The 15,353-nt window shown below is 37.9% G+C and carries 16 protein-coding genes; all 16 read right to left on the bottom strand.

Annotated elements, in window-relative coordinates:
* Positions 1–11 precede the first annotated feature (11 nt).
* The 16 genes from traM to HNP35_RS08650 all read right to left on the bottom strand — a co-directional run bounded on the left by traM (position 12) and on the right by HNP35_RS08650 (position 15,017).
* Positions 12–1,337 carry a conjugative transposon protein TraM gene (gene traM, locus HNP35_RS08575; RefSeq protein ID WP_184160355.1) on the bottom strand — a complete coding sequence of 442 codons (1,326 nt, stop codon included), beginning with the start codon at positions 1,335–1,337 and terminating at the stop codon, positions 12–14.
* Positions 1,324–1,599 carry a nitrogen regulatory IIA protein gene (locus HNP35_RS08580; protein WP_184160357.1) on the bottom strand — a complete coding sequence of 92 codons (276 nt, stop codon included), beginning with the start codon at positions 1,597–1,599 and terminating at the stop codon, positions 1,324–1,326. Before HNP35_RS08580 ends, traM begins: the two co-directional genes overlap by 14 nt.
* Positions 1,600–1,609: 10 nt before the next feature.
* A complete protein-coding gene (gene traK / locus HNP35_RS08585; RefSeq protein ID WP_184160359.1) occupies positions 1,610–2,233 on the bottom strand; it encodes a conjugative transposon protein TraK in 624 nt (207 codons plus the stop codon).
* A gap of 21 nt (positions 2,234–2,254) precedes the next feature.
* Positions 2,255–3,250 (bottom strand): conjugative transposon protein TraJ, encoded by a 996-nt coding sequence (traJ, locus tag HNP35_RS08590; protein ID WP_184160361.1) that lies wholly within the window; start codon positions 3,248–3,250, stop codon positions 2,255–2,257.
* A gap of 2 nt (positions 3,251–3,252) precedes the next feature.
* Positions 3,253–3,873 (bottom strand): DUF4141 domain-containing protein, encoded by a 621-nt coding sequence (locus HNP35_RS08595; protein WP_395433089.1) that lies wholly within the window; start codon positions 3,871–3,873, stop codon positions 3,253–3,255.
* Between the two features lie 32 nt (positions 3,874–3,905).
* Positions 3,906–6,410: a TraG family conjugative transposon ATPase gene (locus HNP35_RS08600; protein ID WP_184160365.1), complete on the bottom strand. Its 2,505-nt coding sequence runs from the start codon at positions 6,408–6,410 to the stop codon at positions 3,906–3,908.
* Entirely contained in the window at positions 6,407–6,739 is a 333-nt protein-coding gene (locus HNP35_RS08605; protein ID WP_184160367.1) for a DUF4133 domain-containing protein, read from the bottom strand. Before HNP35_RS08605 ends, HNP35_RS08600 begins: the two co-directional genes overlap by 4 nt.
* An 11-nt stretch (positions 6,740–6,750) precedes the next feature.
* Positions 6,751–7,056, bottom strand: coding sequence for a DUF4134 domain-containing protein (locus HNP35_RS08610; protein WP_184160369.1), 306 nt, complete (start codon positions 7,054–7,056; stop codon positions 6,751–6,753).
* 197 nt (positions 7,057–7,253) lie between these two features.
* Positions 7,254–8,711 (bottom strand): type I restriction-modification system subunit M, encoded by a 1,458-nt coding sequence (locus HNP35_RS08615; protein WP_184160371.1) that lies wholly within the window; start codon positions 8,709–8,711, stop codon positions 7,254–7,256.
* 14 nt (positions 8,712–8,725) lie between these two features.
* Positions 8,726–9,622, bottom strand: a complete 897-nt coding sequence (locus tag HNP35_RS08620) for a hypothetical protein (RefSeq protein WP_184160373.1) — start codon at positions 9,620–9,622, stop codon at positions 8,726–8,728.
* The gene (locus tag HNP35_RS08625) at positions 9,619–11,226 is read right to left on the bottom strand and encodes an AAA family ATPase (RefSeq protein ID WP_184160375.1); all 1,608 of its coding nucleotides are present in this window, start codon (positions 11,224–11,226) and stop codon (positions 9,619–9,621) included. Before HNP35_RS08625 ends, HNP35_RS08620 begins: the two co-directional genes overlap by 4 nt.
* Entirely contained in the window at positions 11,213–12,775 is a 1,563-nt protein-coding gene (locus HNP35_RS08630; RefSeq protein ID WP_184160377.1) for a restriction endonuclease subunit S, read from the bottom strand. Before HNP35_RS08630 ends, HNP35_RS08625 begins: the two co-directional genes overlap by 14 nt.
* An 80-nt stretch (positions 12,776–12,855) precedes the next feature.
* Positions 12,856–13,059, bottom strand: coding sequence for a helix-turn-helix transcriptional regulator (locus HNP35_RS08635; RefSeq protein ID WP_184160379.1), 204 nt, complete (start codon positions 13,057–13,059; stop codon positions 12,856–12,858).
* Positions 13,060–13,194: 135 nt separating this feature from the next.
* Positions 13,195–13,830, bottom strand: a complete 636-nt coding sequence (locus HNP35_RS08640; RefSeq protein ID WP_184160381.1) for a conjugal transfer protein TraD — start codon at positions 13,828–13,830, stop codon at positions 13,195–13,197.
* A gap of 3 nt (positions 13,831–13,833) precedes the next feature.
* Positions 13,834–14,238, bottom strand: a complete 405-nt coding sequence (locus tag HNP35_RS08645; protein ID WP_184160383.1) for a DUF3408 domain-containing protein — start codon at positions 14,236–14,238, stop codon at positions 13,834–13,836.
* Between the two features lie 11 nt (positions 14,239–14,249).
* The gene (locus tag HNP35_RS08650) at positions 14,250–15,017 is read right to left on the bottom strand and encodes a ParA family protein (protein WP_184160385.1); all 768 of its coding nucleotides are present in this window, start codon (positions 15,015–15,017) and stop codon (positions 14,250–14,252) included.
* Positions 15,018–15,353: the final 336 nt, after the last annotated feature.

Consider the following 15,353-nt stretch of genomic DNA (forward strand, 5'->3'; position numbering starts at 1 on the left):
TGAGTGATACATTATTGTTTAGAAACGAGAAAGACCTGATATCCTGCCTTTAGCGTAACTTTTGGTGTGCGCACCTTTTTTGCGAAATAGCCCGAAATGCCTTGTACTACGCCACGACTTAAGTCAGCCGCTACCTGTTGTCCGGCAGATTGGGTAAGCATCAAGCTTGTTCCAGATTGTTGGCTCATATTGCCCGCCATTTCGGTAAGGGCATTCATTTCCGCAGAATATGGCACGTACAATCCTTGCTGTCCGTCTAGATCGTAAATGGTGATTTCAACTGGAATAATGTTGCCATCTAATTCAACTGTGCTTATTTTTAGTTGTAAACGTCCTCCCTGATATTTAGCATTAGCAGTTACTATCGTTCCTTTTGGAATGGTACGATTGGGAGTCTGAGCGGCCTCGAGTAAACGCAATCGAACGCCTGCTTCGCCAACTACCGTTTGCTGTTCGTGCACACAGGCTTTGATACTATTTTTAGGTGCTGTAACCTGCTGGCTGGCACCAGCTGTATAAAAACCTCGGTTTTTAGTCTGGCTCCAGTCGGCTAGAAAGGCGCTATCGGTAGGCTCTCGATATAATGCAGATACGGCATTTTTCTTTGCGGATGTAAACGATACAAAATGTTCTTTCTGTGAAGAAATTTTTGAAATCGGAACCATCTCTTTTGCAGGTACTGCCACGGGTGAATTTGTAGCTGTAGGAAGATACTTCGCCGCCATCTGGTAAGACTTTTCCATGAGTGTCAATTGGTCATCTACCGTTGCAGGTTTAGGTACCTCTTTTTCTGCCAGCTGCGCTTTCAAATCGTCCAGCTGTCTGCGGAGTTCTATTGTTTCACGCTGATCGTCCTGATAAAAAGAACCTAAAGTAGCCTGTGCGTTGCGGTAGCTACCTACTGTCGGATTGCCGTATTCACTAGATCTTTTGCTAAAATTGCGCTCTGGCTCATTACCTGTTTCCTGCGTAGGATCTTTTTTGTTATCAGTATTCCAGTAATCAGCTAGTGTTGTCAGTGCATTGCGGTTTTCAGCATCCTTTTGTTCTAGCATTTCCTGCTCATAAGCCTTTTGTTTGTCTGCCTGCATTCCCGCTTCGGTAGCTTGTGGAACGGCATCGTTCAAACCAAGGTGCTCAATTTGCTTCTTGTCTGCTGATGGTTTAAATATGAGGTACATACAACCCACGAAAACGATGCCCATTAATCCAAATATCAATGGCTTTTTCAGTTTATCGATTTTAGACTGTGTACTGTCTTGTAGTACATCAGCGGTTGTTTCTGGGTTTCCTTCTGTTACCCGAACAACCGTTTTTTTGTTTTCATTTTCTTTCATAAATCCTATTTTTTGAAATTGTTGATAAAGTGTCCTGTGGCACATTCTTTTTAAGGACTGGATTTTCAATATGCTCGATGCTTATCGTATTGTCAGGCTTTTCTGCATCGTACCACACGTTAATGAGTACGCCTGCGGTGAGCACGAGATAAGCGATAAAAAAATACAAGGTGTATTGATGTTGCTTTTTAATGGGTAACATTTGCCAGCGTTCATCCAGTCTATGAAACCACTTGTCTAGGGCTACGCTTAATTTTTTCATAGTTTCTTTTTTAGCGTTCAATGATTTCGACATCTTTATTTTCCAGCACTGCGAATTTTTCGATAGTAAAGCCTTGAGGGTTATTGTCCGAACGAACAGAGTTGACCAGATAGCAGGAGCTTATCAGGTTGCGCCTGGTTACGTTGCTGGAACGAATAATGAATTGTTTCGCGTAGGTGCGTACCGCATAGGGATAGGTATCAAAATTGCAGACCACGCTATCCACTTCAATACGCTGCTGTACATTGCCCGATATGATGCGGTTGTAGTATCCTTTTTCCGAAAGGTCTTTGTAATAGTCAAAGGCACTTTTATCGGCCAGATTGAATGCCCTTTTCATATTGCTTTCAATGGCATTCTTGTCGGGAGCAAGTGTAAAGAAGAGTTCGTGAAAACGCCTGATGTGTTCTCTTGCCTCTACCGGGCGGTTAATACTTGCATCCTGGGACAGGGCGAGCATCAATGATTTTCCATTATCAAGTACATAAACCTTTTGACGTTGCTGCTCTGCAAAGCTGTAGGATTGCCATACGGCATATCCTACAACACTTATACAGAGTACGGCAAATACAAGGGCGTACAGCCTGATTTGGCGAAAACTGTTTTCGATATTTCTTAATGTTTTAAATTCCATTTTTGAATGATTTAATTGTTCTTATTTTCCCATTAATTTGCCACCAATGTTTCCTGCTGCGGAACCGGCTCCAGCTCCGGCAATGTTTCCAGATTTCATCGCTGTTTGGTTTACGTTACGCGTAAAATTTCCTGCACCACCTGCCTGAATGATCCAGCCTGTTACCGTTGGAATAGTGAAATATCCTACGATACCGATAATCATAAATATGATGTAAACCGTATTACTTGTGTCAGGTATATAAGTCGGATCGGCAAGCATTTGTATATCCCGTTCGAGTATCAGTGATTGTATCCGGGCCAGCATGGAACTGAAAAGATCAGAAACAGGCAACCAGAGGTAAACGCTTACATACCTGGTAATCCATTGGGTGAGCGTAGACTGAAAGCCATCCCATACGGATATGGCAAAAGCTATTGGACCGAGTATGGAAAGGACGATCAGAAAAAATGTTCGTATCGTATCAATCACCAGAGCCGCTGCCTGAAAAAGTATCTCCAACAAATTGCGAAACCAGTCCTTGATGGCTTTTTCTATCTGATAGCCTGTTCTGTCCATATACATTCCTGCCATTGTCCCGATGTCAGAAGGCGACCAGCCTAACTCATCTAATTTTTTATCAAACTCTTCGTCCGATACCATATAGGCTGTTTCAGGATTTCTGACCATGGCTTCGTATTCCAATTGGTCTTTCTGCTGTTGCAATTTGTTTAGGTCAAGTACCTGGCCTTCGAGTATGCTATGCGTTCCTGTTACCACAGGGCTTAGCACCGCATTAATGGTTCCCAATACAATAGTTGGGAAAAACATAATACAAAGTCCCAAAGCGAATGGGCGCAAAAGCGGAAATACATCAATTGGTTCGGCACGGCTTAAAGCCTGCCAAACTTTTAATGCCACAAAAAACAGCGCCCCCAATCCGGCAAGTCCTTTAGCTATGGCTGCCATATCGCCTGCAAGCGGCATCATATCGTTGTACAGCGAACGCAAAACTTCGTGAAGATTATTCCATTCCATCTTTACCAGTATTTTTGATTAGAAGTTCCATATAGATTAAGCACCCGCTTGGCATCGTTTTTCTTTTTCGCTCGCAGGTAGCTCACCGATATATTCTTGTTGGTATAATAGCGTACAAGGCTGTGGTATTCCTTTACTTCTTTGTATACACGGTCTATAATATCCATGCGCTCTTTATCATTGAGCGAAAGGCTTGAAGAGTTGACGATCTGTTTCAATTCTTTAAGCAGTTCTGTACTTTCATTGAGCAGTGCCGAATAACCATTGCCGATAGCAGTAAGCTCCTGCGGAGAGAAATTGGGATCATTCATCATTTTGCCAAAATTCTGTACATACATTTCAGAAACATTTCCCACTAAGAGTACCGTTTGCTGAACTTTACGGGCATCTTTCACCAGATTGTTTATGGCCTGCAGCTTATCGTAATATTCCTTTCCCTGCTTATACACCTTTTCCACTTCCTTGAAATTCTTCACGACGTTACTCACCGTGGAAGAAGTCTGTATAATTTCGTTCGCACTATTGAGGATACCTGAAGCCAGGTTTGTGGGGTCGGTTACTACCCATTGGGCTTTTGCTGATGGTGCTGCGGCAAGTATTAATGCCGTACACAGCAGATACATTACTTTTTTCATTATTCTAAAATTTTTAATGATTATTGATTGGATTGAGCACGTCTTTGCATAGCGATGTGCTTGATGGCGAGTTCTACATTGCCGTCTAATTCTGCGGCGAGTTGCATGACTTCCATTTTTTCGGTTTCTTCGGTCGTATAGGCGAGATATTCCTCCAAACTCACTTCCGTGGCATACACCGCAGACTCGGTTCCACCCAAACCAATCCAGACTTCCTTGTAAAGACGTGATGGATCGTTGTTCATGTTGATAGAAAGTACCTGCGCTTTTTCTTTGTCGGTCAGTCCCAGCATGGCTTGAATGTCATCGAACTTGTTCATGTATTTGCGCTGATCGAGCAGAATCTTACAATCGGAATTGTTTATGATGCTTTCCTTAACGATAGGCGACTGAATAATGTCGTCCACCTCCTGCGTTACCACGATGGCTTCTCCAAAGAATTTTCTGACAGTTTTAAAGAGGTACTTTATGTATTCTGCCATACCTTCCTTGGCAATCGCCTTCCAGGCTTCTTCAATGAGTATGAGCTTTCGAATACCCTTTAGGCGACGCATCTTATTGATGAACACCTCCATAATGATGATGGTGACAATCGGAAATAAAATTTTGTGATCCTTGATCGCATCAATTTCAAACACAATAAAGCGTTTACTCAAAAGGTCTAATTGCTTGTCTGAATTGAGCAGGTAATCATACTCACCACCTTTGTAATAAGGTTCTAAAACATTTAAGAAATTGGCGATGTCAAAGTCTTTTTCCCGAACCTGTTTTTCCTCCAATACCTTACGGTAATCGTTCTGAACATATTCATAAAAGCCATTGAAGGATGGAAAAAGATTATCTTGTTTGATACGTTCGATATAACCACTTACCGCATTGGATAATGCAACTTCTTCTGAACGGGTCGGCGGTTCGTCATCCCGTTTCCAAAGCGTCAAAATCAAGGTTTTAACGCTTTCGCGTTTCTCGATGTCGAAAACACCATCATCGGTATAAAAAGGATTAAAAGCAATTGGATTGTCTTCGGTATAGGTGAAATAAACACCGTCTTCGCCTTTGGTCTTTCCTTTGATTAGTTCGCATAAGCCTTGATAAGAGTTACCGGTATCCACTAACAAAACATGAGCGCCTTGTTCATAATACTGCCTTACCATGTGATTGGTGAAAAATGATTTACCCGAACCTGAAGGCCCCAATATGAACTTGTTGCGATTGGTGATAATGCCACGTTTCATCGGCAAATCCGAAATATCCAAATGGATAGGTTTGCCTGTTAGTCTGTCCGCCATCTTGATGCCGAAAGGCGAGGGAGAATTGTGGTAATTTGTTTCCTCCGTGAAAAAGCACAAGGCTGGTTCAATAAAAGTGTAAAAACTTTCTTCTGCAGGAAAATCACCCGCATTGCCTGGCATTCCTGCCCAATACAAAGTGGCTACGTCTGTAGTATTGTGCCGAGGCTTACATTCCATGAGTGCCAAGGCGCTACCGCAGTCATTCTTCAACTGTTTCAGTTCGGCAGGATCTTCCGACCAGGCCATAATGTTGAAGTGCGCACGAATAGAAGAGAGTCCAAAGCTGTGGGCTTCGTTCAGGTACTTTTCTATCCACTCTTTGTTGATTTGATTTGCACGGCTGTAACGAGCTAAAGAATGCATGTTTCTTGCAGACTTCTCGAACTTTTGAAGGTTCTCTTCGCTGTTATCTAAAAACAAATATTGGTTGTAGATGTGATTACAGCTTAACAGCAAGCCTACAGGAGCAGCAAACGATAGACGGCAGTCGCTCCGGTCCGTAGATAGCTTTTCAAAACGGGTGTCTGCCGATACCGCTGCTGGCAAATCATCCGTATCGGATAAGGTATGCAGTGATAATCTCTTATTGCCAATACGGACTTCTTCAGCCCCCAGAGCGATATCCTGCATTGGGGTTCCTGTTTCTCTTGAGAGCGTAAGGTATTGCTCCAGTAATCCCTGATGCTTGTCCGTTCCGATAATTTCATCTTCGCTAAGACGCTGAACAGTAATAAATCCACTATCGTTCACAATACGCTCAAACTGTGCTACCGCTTCCATAAAGCGCTGTATTGTTTCTTTGTTTCTAATTTCCTTGGGTATCAGCGAACCTTTGCAAAGCGAACTGAAGTTGCTTTGCATCCGCATTCTTTCCTTGGTGGTCTTCGTCAGAAACAAATAGCAATAATGGTTTAAAAAAGGGCGTTCGTTGAAATGACGCTGGTAGGATTTTGCCAAAAAGCTTTGATCATCCTTTGCCAAATCGGGCGCATAATTCTCTTTGATATACCAATCTTGTTTGTGGATGATAGTAAAATCAGGCAAAGTCTTAATCGCCTTATGCCAGGCAGAATGAATGGCTTCATATTCCGCCGATGCTATCGTGAAGAGTTCGGGCAACTGTACTTTAAAGCAGGCGGTAATATCCGCATCTTTAGAAAGGATACAGTTATTTTCTACAGCCAAGAGTGGAAATTTGCTTTCCAGTGTACTGGTTTTTGCTACATTCTTCATACGGCTTTTGATTTTGGAGTGAATTTTAAATAGCGGTGTATAGCCTTGCGACAAATGATGTAATGTGGATGCCTTTTGCTCGCACCAATTTTCATCAGTCCATGTTCACCGTACTTCTTATTTAGCGAAAAGGTCTGCCACACAATTATTGTAGATCCACCAGCTCCAAGGAAAAGACAGATATAGGAATTGGCACCAGCCATGTACATAATCATGACCAGGATCAGTGTAGCAAGCAGTCCGCCAGCGAAGATGAACAGGTATTGTGCTTTCAATCCTTTAAATTCTACTGTCCGTCCAATGCCTTTGTTTATGTTATAACTATTCATAAGGCAAGGAATTAAAGGAAGAATGAACGCAGGATGGTCGCTGCAACGATTAAGAAAATACAGGCACCAAACCAACTCGCAGCGGTCTTGCTGGTATCGGGATCACCGTTACTGAATTTGTTATAAACTTTAACACCTCCGATTAAGCCGACAACAGCACCGATGGCGTAGATTAATTTTGTAGCAGGGTCGAAATAAGAAGTTACCATTTGGGTCGCTTCGTTGATACCTGCCGAACCATTTCCTTGTGCCAGCACACTAAGTCCTGAGAGTACAGCCAAGGCTGCCAACAAAACTTTTTTTCTTTGTTTTTCCATAATTGAAACACATTAATTTGTTAGGATTTCCCGCGCCTTGCGGGCTTTGGGAACAAAGGTGTTTCGGAAATTGAGGGGTTGTAATAATTTGGCAGTTAGAGGAATTGTTTGGCTGTGGGTGGCTTTACCACAAACGAAATTAGGCTGTTTCTATTTCTAGAAACAGCCTAATTATACTATAATTTTCAAATCTGAGATTAGTTCAGAGAATCCTTAATTGTTCTAAAGTTAGCTAATGCACTTTCGATATTCTCAATTATATCGTCAATCATGACTTCAGGGTCAGGAAGATTATCTAAGTCAATCAAATTATCATCTTTAAGCCAGAAAATATCCAAATTTGTCTTATCTCTCTCAATAATCTCTTCATAAGAATATTTACGCCAACGACCGACTTCATTTTCCTTATTCCAAGTTTCTGTTCTTTTCGATATGTTGTCTGCCTTATAGCAATATATAAAATCTTCTAAATGTTCAAATTTTAATGGATTCTTCTTAGGAGTATGCCTTACATTTGTTCGATAATCGTAAATCCAAACCCCTTTAGTCAAAGGAGTACTTGATTCAGATTCTTTTTGGAAAAACAATACATTTGATTTTACGCCTTGAGCATAAAAAATACCTGTGGGTAGCCTAAGTATTGTATGTAAATTTGTATTTTCAAGAAGTTTTTTCCGGATTGTTTCGCCTGCACCTCCTTCAAACAATACATTATCTGGTAAAACAACAGCTGCTCTTCCATGTTCTTTCAACATTGTCACTATATGTTGCAAAAATGAAAGTTGTTTATTGCTTGTAGTTACCCAAAAATCTTTTCTAAAGAAGTAGCCATCCTTCTCAGCTTGTTTTTTATCAATAGTTGGTATATCGCTACTACTTATCCCAAAGGGAGGATTTGCGAGTACTATATCTACTTTTTCTGATTGTAAAACCTCTCCATTAGCCCTTTTTAAACTATCTGTAACTTCTATTTCCGGAGTTTCTTTTAAATCACCTACACCATGTAGAAAGAGATTCATTAAACAAAGTCGAGCTGTAGCTTTCTCAATTTCCCAACCTTTGAACGTATGGAATTTTAAAAACTCTTGTTGCGATGTGGTTAGTTTGGTTCTTGCTAGATGATTAAGGACTCCTAAAAAGAAGCCACCTGTCCCACATGAAGGATCTGCAACAGTTTCTTTAGCTTTTGGCTGTATACATTCAACCATTGCATTAATCACTGATCTAGGTGTGAAGTACTGTCCGGCTCCACTGTTTTCAGCATTTTTTTGCAATAAGGATTCGTAAATCTCTCCTTTAACATCTATCTCCTGCGAAGTCCAGTCTTCTTCATCAATTAGATAGATTAATCTTTTAAGCTTAACTGAATCGTGTATTTTATTTAGTGCTCCTGCAAATATTTTGCTTAGCATACCTCCTGAATTAGAAAGTTTTTTTAATATTAATTCGTAGGTCTCAATTATTTGACTAGATGATTTTAATTCTTGCCAATCACAACCATCTGGAATTTGATACTGACTCTTATTTTCATCTGCCATTTTAAGAAACAGCAAGTAAGTCAGCTGCTCCAAGTAATCTCCATATCCCAATCCGTCATCACGAAGGGTATCACAAAATGACCAGATTTTTGCTACTAATATGTTTGTTGATGCCATTATTTCTCAATTTATTATACTAATACTCGTTCTACATCTTTAAGCCAGCTATATTCATCATCTTTAATTTTTTCTTTTACAAAATTTCTTACGATCATTGAATAAGGTTCTGTGTATTTCGAGTAGTTATGAAGGAGTAGAAAACATTCATCTATTTTCTCATCTCTTCTTACAGGATCATTAATATTATTTTTTATATAATTATGTGCTTTTTTCACTGCCATTTCACAATTTGACCAAATCTTACTTCTTCCTCTTCGTAATGGGGTATGATCCAACCCATAGAATTTTATCGAAAGTGTAGCCTTTTTATTATATAATGGACTGTCTTCTTCATTATAAGTTGGATATGGATCTCCATTTTGATCAAATGATATTAGCGTTACATCTCTTGGTTTTATCGGATCAATAAGAAGAGGTCTTTCGCAATCGCATTCTTCGTCATCTGTTTGAGCCAAACCATCACCATCTAATGGGAAAAAATTTCCTTTTCCATAAACTTCGTTCCCAGTGTCAAATCTATCTTTCCTTAGCTTATTAACTAATGAACCTGCTAAACGAAAGTTAGTCCAACTATATGAGAGCCACCAATAACCATGTTCAAGAATTACAGCCCCATCTTCAGATTTAGATTCCGCTTTAGGTCGGAAGTGCTCTATCTCCCATTCACTTGAACTTTCAGGCGCTTCGGAGTACCAGCATTTATGTCCTGATAATTCAGATAATGCTGGATATAATTCTCTCCAAATATTATTTGTAGACCAATAATTGCTCCTTTGTTTTTTGGTCATCGGGCGAATGGTATCCAAACATTGTTCTGCTCGTTGAACCCAAGCATCAAAGCTACCAGCGTGGTTTCCTTCAAGACTATCGAATTTAGCCCGTAAGTCAGATAAATTTATTACTCTCATGATAGCCCATCTTTTTGAATTAATTTTAGAACACGTTCTGCTGCTTTAGTACTTTCATCGGCTAATAACTGTTTTTCTGATTCGGTTAATTCAGTTTTTCCAAAAGCTTCTAATTTTGACATCTCGGCTAAGTATGCTTTAAACCACTTGTCTTCAACCTCTTCATAGAAACCATAATCCTCTAAGTCTGCTTTTAATTTCTGGTACTCATCATATTCAGCCTTATTTAATTTTTCTCTCATTAAACGACCTTGCAAGTATCTTTTACGATTTAATTTTTCCTGAGTTTTTTTATCCAATATCGTAGGAAGACCAAACAAAGGACTGGTTAATATGCCTGCCACACCAAGACCTTTTGGACTTACATCCGGTTCTGTTACTTCAGTATTATAATCAGCATCTCTTTTAAACACTCTCACTTGTTCTTTCTCCATACCACCTATAACTAATGGATCATGCGTACAAAAAACAATTTGAGTTTTAGCAGATTTACTAACCACATTTTCTAAAAATTCAAGGTATTTCCATTTCCACAAGGGATTCAAATGTGTGTCCGGTTCATCAAGGAGAATAAGCGCTTCATCGTCTTTTGTGAATTTAAGCAAACCAAGCACCGTAATCAATTGCTTTTCACCTTCACTTAATTCACCCATAGCCAATTCGCCTTCTACATGTTCTTTTAGAACTTTTATTCTAACATCCTGATCTTCTACCAATTCAGAATAATGAAGACTGCATAAAGCATTAAACAACGTAATTTTGTTTTCATATTTCATTTCGACAAACGCTCTTATAGCTTCTTTGTCTTTGAGGAAAAGAAAGAGTCTGTTTAATGTTTCCCTTTTGTTTAATGCCCCTCTTACAGTTTCTTTGTAGAACATAGGTACAATAGAAAAATTCCATAAATCTTCAATGAACCTGCGGACTAAGCCTGCGGTATTCCAAAAATGATCTGGATCCTTACGAGATTTTGACCAATTGGGTTGCTTCAACATAAAAAGGGCGGAGCCAAAATCAACTATGTTAAGTTCCTTTTTTAGAAAATCTATAGTTTCTTTTTCTCTTTCATCAAATAAATAAAAGGCGATTAAAGCAAAACTGGCATGGATTGGCTCCACTAAGAAAATACGAGGCATTTCTTTAAAGTCCTCATACTTTGATGTTGGATCCATCATTTTTTTAAATTGCTGAACTTTGTGATCTGCGTACAAAGACCTTAGGCGTTCGCTCAACCCAGAGTAGTATACAAAAACATGGCTAGGTAAATATTCATTTTTATTTTTGAAAAACTGAGTTTTTGATTTCAATTTTTCTCCATCAATAGAGAAAATGTATCCTTTTTTTTCGGAATAATCAACTTCTATGCTTTTATCACGACAAGTATAATTAATAATATACTCGAAAGATTGACTTTGCTTATGCAAAATTGGAGCTCTTTCTAAATCTAAATCCCTAAAGATTATAACTATTGCTTCCATAAAGTTAGATTTACCAGTAGCATTCAGTCCGAGTAATACCGTTTCCATGGAATTTTCACCAAAATCAAAATGAAAATCCTCTAGATTTTTAAATCTTCCTTTTATGTGTACGTTATTTATCTTCATCTTTCAAAGTTAAAAGTGATTCTGTTTTAGATTTCAACTCATCAATTTGATGGTAGATTTCTTTTATTTCGCTGTAGAAACGTTCAATATCTCCTTCACTTGTAGATTTTTCCCAAAGCTCTTGAGCAGATATAGGAGAATTAGATTTTTTTAAAATATCAATAATAGATTGTTTTTCTTCCATTTTCTTCTTCGGTTTGAGTTTACTAAGGTTTAATTGTTTTTGATTTTCAAGATATAATCTTTTTTCTTCTTTTAAATCGTCCAACAGTTTTTCTACAGATTCATTTGAAGTATAGTTGACTAATTTGCCTTCAAATGCATTTTTTAAGATTGAATGTTTTAGTGCAATAATTTCATTTAAAACGTTGTCAATTGTTTTTCCTAAATTATCAGCTAAAGTAAATCTCGACTCAATGATTTCAACCACCTGTTTTTGTTCATCGAATGAACAATACGGTAACTCTATATTCTTAATAATCGTTGTATTCAGATTTGGTTGAGTTGCTCCCATGCTGATGTCTCTCAACTTCTGAGTATTAAATAGAAAAAAGTAATATAGGTAATAAATACTTCTGTCATCTAAATCTAAAAATGCTGCTATGCCGTCATTGATAGTTGCATCAATTAGACATATTTTAGGAACACCTAATGTAGCACCACTATTACTTAATAGTAAGGTTCTAGGCCTTATTCTTCTGGTTTTTACAAGTCCAGCTTCTTTAATAGTATATTCGAATGTAGTTAAATGTACTTTTTCATCTTTAGTCAAATCTTTTACCTTGAGAAATGGGATATTACCTTCATAATATCTAGAATCGCCTGCGGGTCTAGGCGAACCACCTCTAACTACATTTGAAATATTTGAAATTTTGATTATTTCCCAACCATTAGGCAGTTTACCTTCTTTAATAATTTTATTTGTTAATTTTCCTGTAAATGCATCTTTCAATAATGCTTGTTTATAAATTTTTAAACTATAGCTTGCCTTTTTTAAAATTTTTTCAGACTCATCAATTTTACTAAATAGTGTTTCAATCTGAGATACTATAGCGTGTTGTTCATGTAAATTCGTTATTGGAATACTTATGCTTTTTAAAGTCGAAAGATAAATTCCTTTTTGAGCAGATCCTTTTGAATTATCTACAAGCATTTTATTGGAAAAAGGAGAAGACAGATAATACATTAAGTATCTACTCGATATAAATATAGGTTTAAGTAATGCGACGCTTCTTTGTATAGCAAATTCTTGAGTTTGTTCAACTACAGATACTCTTCCTATTGTACCAACAATTGTTAGCAATACATCTCCTTGCTCTATGTTGGTTCTTTGTTTTTCTCTTATGTAATCTTCCTCATTTATAAAGCGTACATCTTTATCAAAATTTATAGTATAATTTTCAATATTTCTAGCACTAAGCATAGGAATACCTTTGTCTTGTTTTGGGGGAGGGTTATGTGACCCGTCTGTTATTTTATAACAGATTTTGTCTAGCGTTGTCCAAGCCCATCCCTTTGGTAAAACATATGTTAATTGTTGTTCTTTCATTTTAAATCTTTTGCAAAAGATTTGTTTTTCACAGATCTTGATTATGCATTTTACCTCAGAATTATTAGTTTGAGATAAATTTATTTTAAAATAGTTGAGTTAAAAAAATCTTTGATATCTACTTTCAAAAGCCGGGCTATTTGTGCGAATGTTTCGACGGATGGCTGTATTTCATTTGTACACCACCTAGACACAGTACTTTCACTTTTCCCCAACTCTTTAGCCAACCACTTACTAGTTTTTGATTGCTCAACCAATATGATTTTCAGTCTGTTGATTTTCATTTAACACTATTTAATACGCATTTCATGCGAATTTAAGCTTTAAAACAATACAAACAAAGCGTTTGATACAGGTTTCTAAAATTAAGTGCTGGCAATTAACTTTAGAAACCTATACCAAAATAAAAAGGAGTTTGTTTACACAAACTCCCCAATGTCAAAATCACTCAAATCACTTTTCCGCAAGGAGGAAGAACTGTTTTCCATTTCAGTTGAGAGTGTGCTATCCAAAAGCTCGGCAATTTTTCTGGATGCACCGTCTATGGAATTTTCCAGTACGCTGAATAATTCGGTTCCTTGCAATTTTTGAACTAAAGCAACCGCTGTTTCCTTTTGGGTGCGTTCCAATTTTTCTTTTTGGAGCAACATCCCCACGGTGCTTAGTTCTTCAAAAGTAACCCCTTGGGCTAAACCAGTATCGCCATCGGACATTCCGTACCTGTTCCATTCTTCTTCCTCTTCTTCAAAATCAGGTATATTACTAAAAACTTCATCCAGCTCTTCCTGCGGAATTTGAATACTGACGTTTTCATTTTCGTCGTATGCAATGTATAAATTATCGGGATTTATCTCTGATTCATCAATTTGGCGTTCAGTGGCAGTGTTTGGTAGAGATTGACTTCTTTTAGGTTTTGGCTGTCCCATAATATCAGGCAGAATTGGATTGGTCTTCTCCTGTTTTGGGCTATGTTTCGACTTTGTTTTTATGATAATTTTGTCTTGTAAAAGCAAAGCAATCACGATCAGCAGGCATACTACAATTACGATTTCCATAACTTATAAAATAGGTTTAAAACGTTCGTTAAAATAATCCGTAATATCATCGCCAAACTCCTTAAAGTGATGTTCAAGAATATTGTCGATGTAAGAATAGAGTGTGGTCTTTTCTTCTCTTGTCAACTGTACGATCCGTAACAACCTTTCGTGATATTCGGGACGTATGTAAACAACCTTTCCACTTCGGCCTGAAGGAAAGCGATTAACCAAAAAGGTCTCTTCATAATCGATTTTCTTTGAGGTCGTATTGCGTGTCTTTTCTTTTGGCTTAATCTCTTGCTGTATTTCCTGTTGTTGAATCACTTCGGGTACAGCCGCAGACTGATTACCACTCATGATATTCATGATTAATTCTTCATCAACAACGGGCTTATCAAAGTCTTTTCTTCTCTTATCTGTTGACATATTTAACTGTTTTAGCGGTTAATAATTTTTAAAAACTCTTCAATAAATAAATCCAGTTTGGTTGTTTTCAGTAGCTGAGGTTCGGCAGGCAACAAGCTTGATCTAAATACACTGTTGGGGGTATCGTCCGTCTCTTTTCTGAAACGTTTACTGTCCATTATCCGAGAATCCATCACCGATAAATCGAGCTCGTTGATCACACTTTGATAAGCCTCGTATATCCCTGTTTTCTCTCGGCCATCTACCTGGTTCCAAAACATCCACATTTTCTGATCCTTATTACTCTCGTCTGTTTCGGGTAAACTAAGAAATGCCTTAGCAAAGCTCAGTGTACTTTCCATAACCAGACGGTCTGCACTGATTGGAGAAAAAATAAAATCCATCGATCTTAAAGTTGTAAGCACCCCTTTCGTATTTGCCGTACCTGGAAGATCAAAAAATGTGATATCAGGCTCTACAGCCGATTGATTGACGTATTCCAAAGCCTTTGACAAAGCATCTTCCGCTTTGCAACTGATAATGGGGTATGCCTTTTTATTGATGCTTTGATACAACTTCATGGCAGCTCTTTTATGATATTCATTTTGCATAATCATTTTCAAATCCCTCTCTCTCATATTGGCTAAGCTGTGTTGTGGAAAATCACAGTCCAGTACAAGTACATTAAATCCTAAACGATAATGCAATACACTTGAAAGTAGTGCCGTCATTGTAGATTTTCCAACACCGCCCTTAGGCGTTGAGAGACTGATTTTTAAAGTTTTTTTTCTTGTTTCCATTATTTAAAATTTTACAGTTATAAATTTTATTTATTTGGCAGGTTTGCATATTCGGATACCAGTATATTGTCTTTTTCCTATATTCATAGGTTACTTTTTGTGTGTATTTATTCTTTGTTGCATACTTGTATGGCTACTTTGCCAAGCTTCCTTTTTGGAAAAAGGGAAAACTTGCAGCAGGTAAACTGCTTAACCGCTTTTATGCTTTTACACTTAGCTGGTTTTATATTTTTAAAACCTTATGCTTTTACTCAAAACTTCTTGTATTAAAACCCAGATTATCTTTTTGCCAGATTCCATTTTTTATTACCTGCATTAAAACTATACGCAAATAAA

Source organism: Flavobacterium notoginsengisoli (genome assembly GCF_014207905.1).
GTDB lineage: Bacteria > Bacteroidota > Bacteroidia > Flavobacteriales > Flavobacteriaceae > Flavobacterium > Flavobacterium notoginsengisoli_A.

Coding starts and splice junctions, on each gene's coding strand:
- traM (WP_184160355.1), bottom strand. CDS start 1,337: ATGAAAGAAAATGAAAACAAAAAAACGGTTGTTCGGGTAACAGAAGGA.
- HNP35_RS08580 (WP_184160357.1), bottom strand. CDS start 1,599: ATGAAAAAATTAAGCGTAGCCCTAGACAAGTGGTTTCATAGACTGGAT.
- traK (WP_184160359.1), bottom strand. CDS start 2,233: ATGGAATTTAAAACATTAAGAAATATCGAAAACAGTTTTCGCCAAATC.
- traJ (WP_184160361.1), bottom strand. CDS start 3,250: ATGGAATGGAATAATCTTCACGAAGTTTTGCGTTCGCTGTACAACGAT.
- HNP35_RS08595 (WP_395433089.1), bottom strand. CDS start 3,873: ATGTATCTGCTGTGTACGGCATTAATACTTGCCGCAGCACCATCAGCA.
- HNP35_RS08600 (WP_184160365.1), bottom strand. CDS start 6,410: ATGAAGAATGTAGCAAAAACCAGTACACTGGAAAGCAAATTTCCACTC.
- HNP35_RS08605 (WP_184160367.1), bottom strand. CDS start 6,739: ATGAATAGTTATAACATAAACAAAGGCATTGGACGGACAGTAGAATTT.
- HNP35_RS08610 (WP_184160369.1), bottom strand. CDS start 7,056: ATGGAAAAACAAAGAAAAAAAGTTTTGTTGGCAGCCTTGGCTGTACTC.
- HNP35_RS08615 (WP_184160371.1), bottom strand. CDS start 8,711: ATGGCATCAACAAACATATTAGTAGCAAAAATCTGGTCATTTTGTGAT.
- HNP35_RS08620 (WP_184160373.1), bottom strand. CDS start 9,622: ATGAGAGTAATAAATTTATCTGACTTACGGGCTAAATTCGATAGTCTT.
- HNP35_RS08625 (WP_184160375.1), bottom strand. CDS start 11,226: ATGAAGATAAATAACGTACACATAAAAGGAAGATTTAAAAATCTAGAG.
- HNP35_RS08630 (WP_184160377.1), bottom strand. CDS start 12,775: ATGAAAGAACAACAATTAACATATGTTTTACCAAAGGGATGGGCTTGG.
- HNP35_RS08635 (WP_184160379.1), bottom strand. CDS start 13,059: ATGAAAATCAACAGACTGAAAATCATATTGGTTGAGCAATCAAAAACT.
- HNP35_RS08640 (WP_184160381.1), bottom strand. CDS start 13,830: ATGGAAATCGTAATTGTAGTATGCCTGCTGATCGTGATTGCTTTGCTT.
- HNP35_RS08645 (WP_184160383.1), bottom strand. CDS start 14,238: ATGTCAACAGATAAGAGAAGAAAAGACTTTGATAAGCCCGTTGTTGAT.
- HNP35_RS08650 (WP_184160385.1), bottom strand. CDS start 15,017: ATGGAAACAAGAAAAAAAACTTTAAAAATCAGTCTCTCAACGCCTAAG.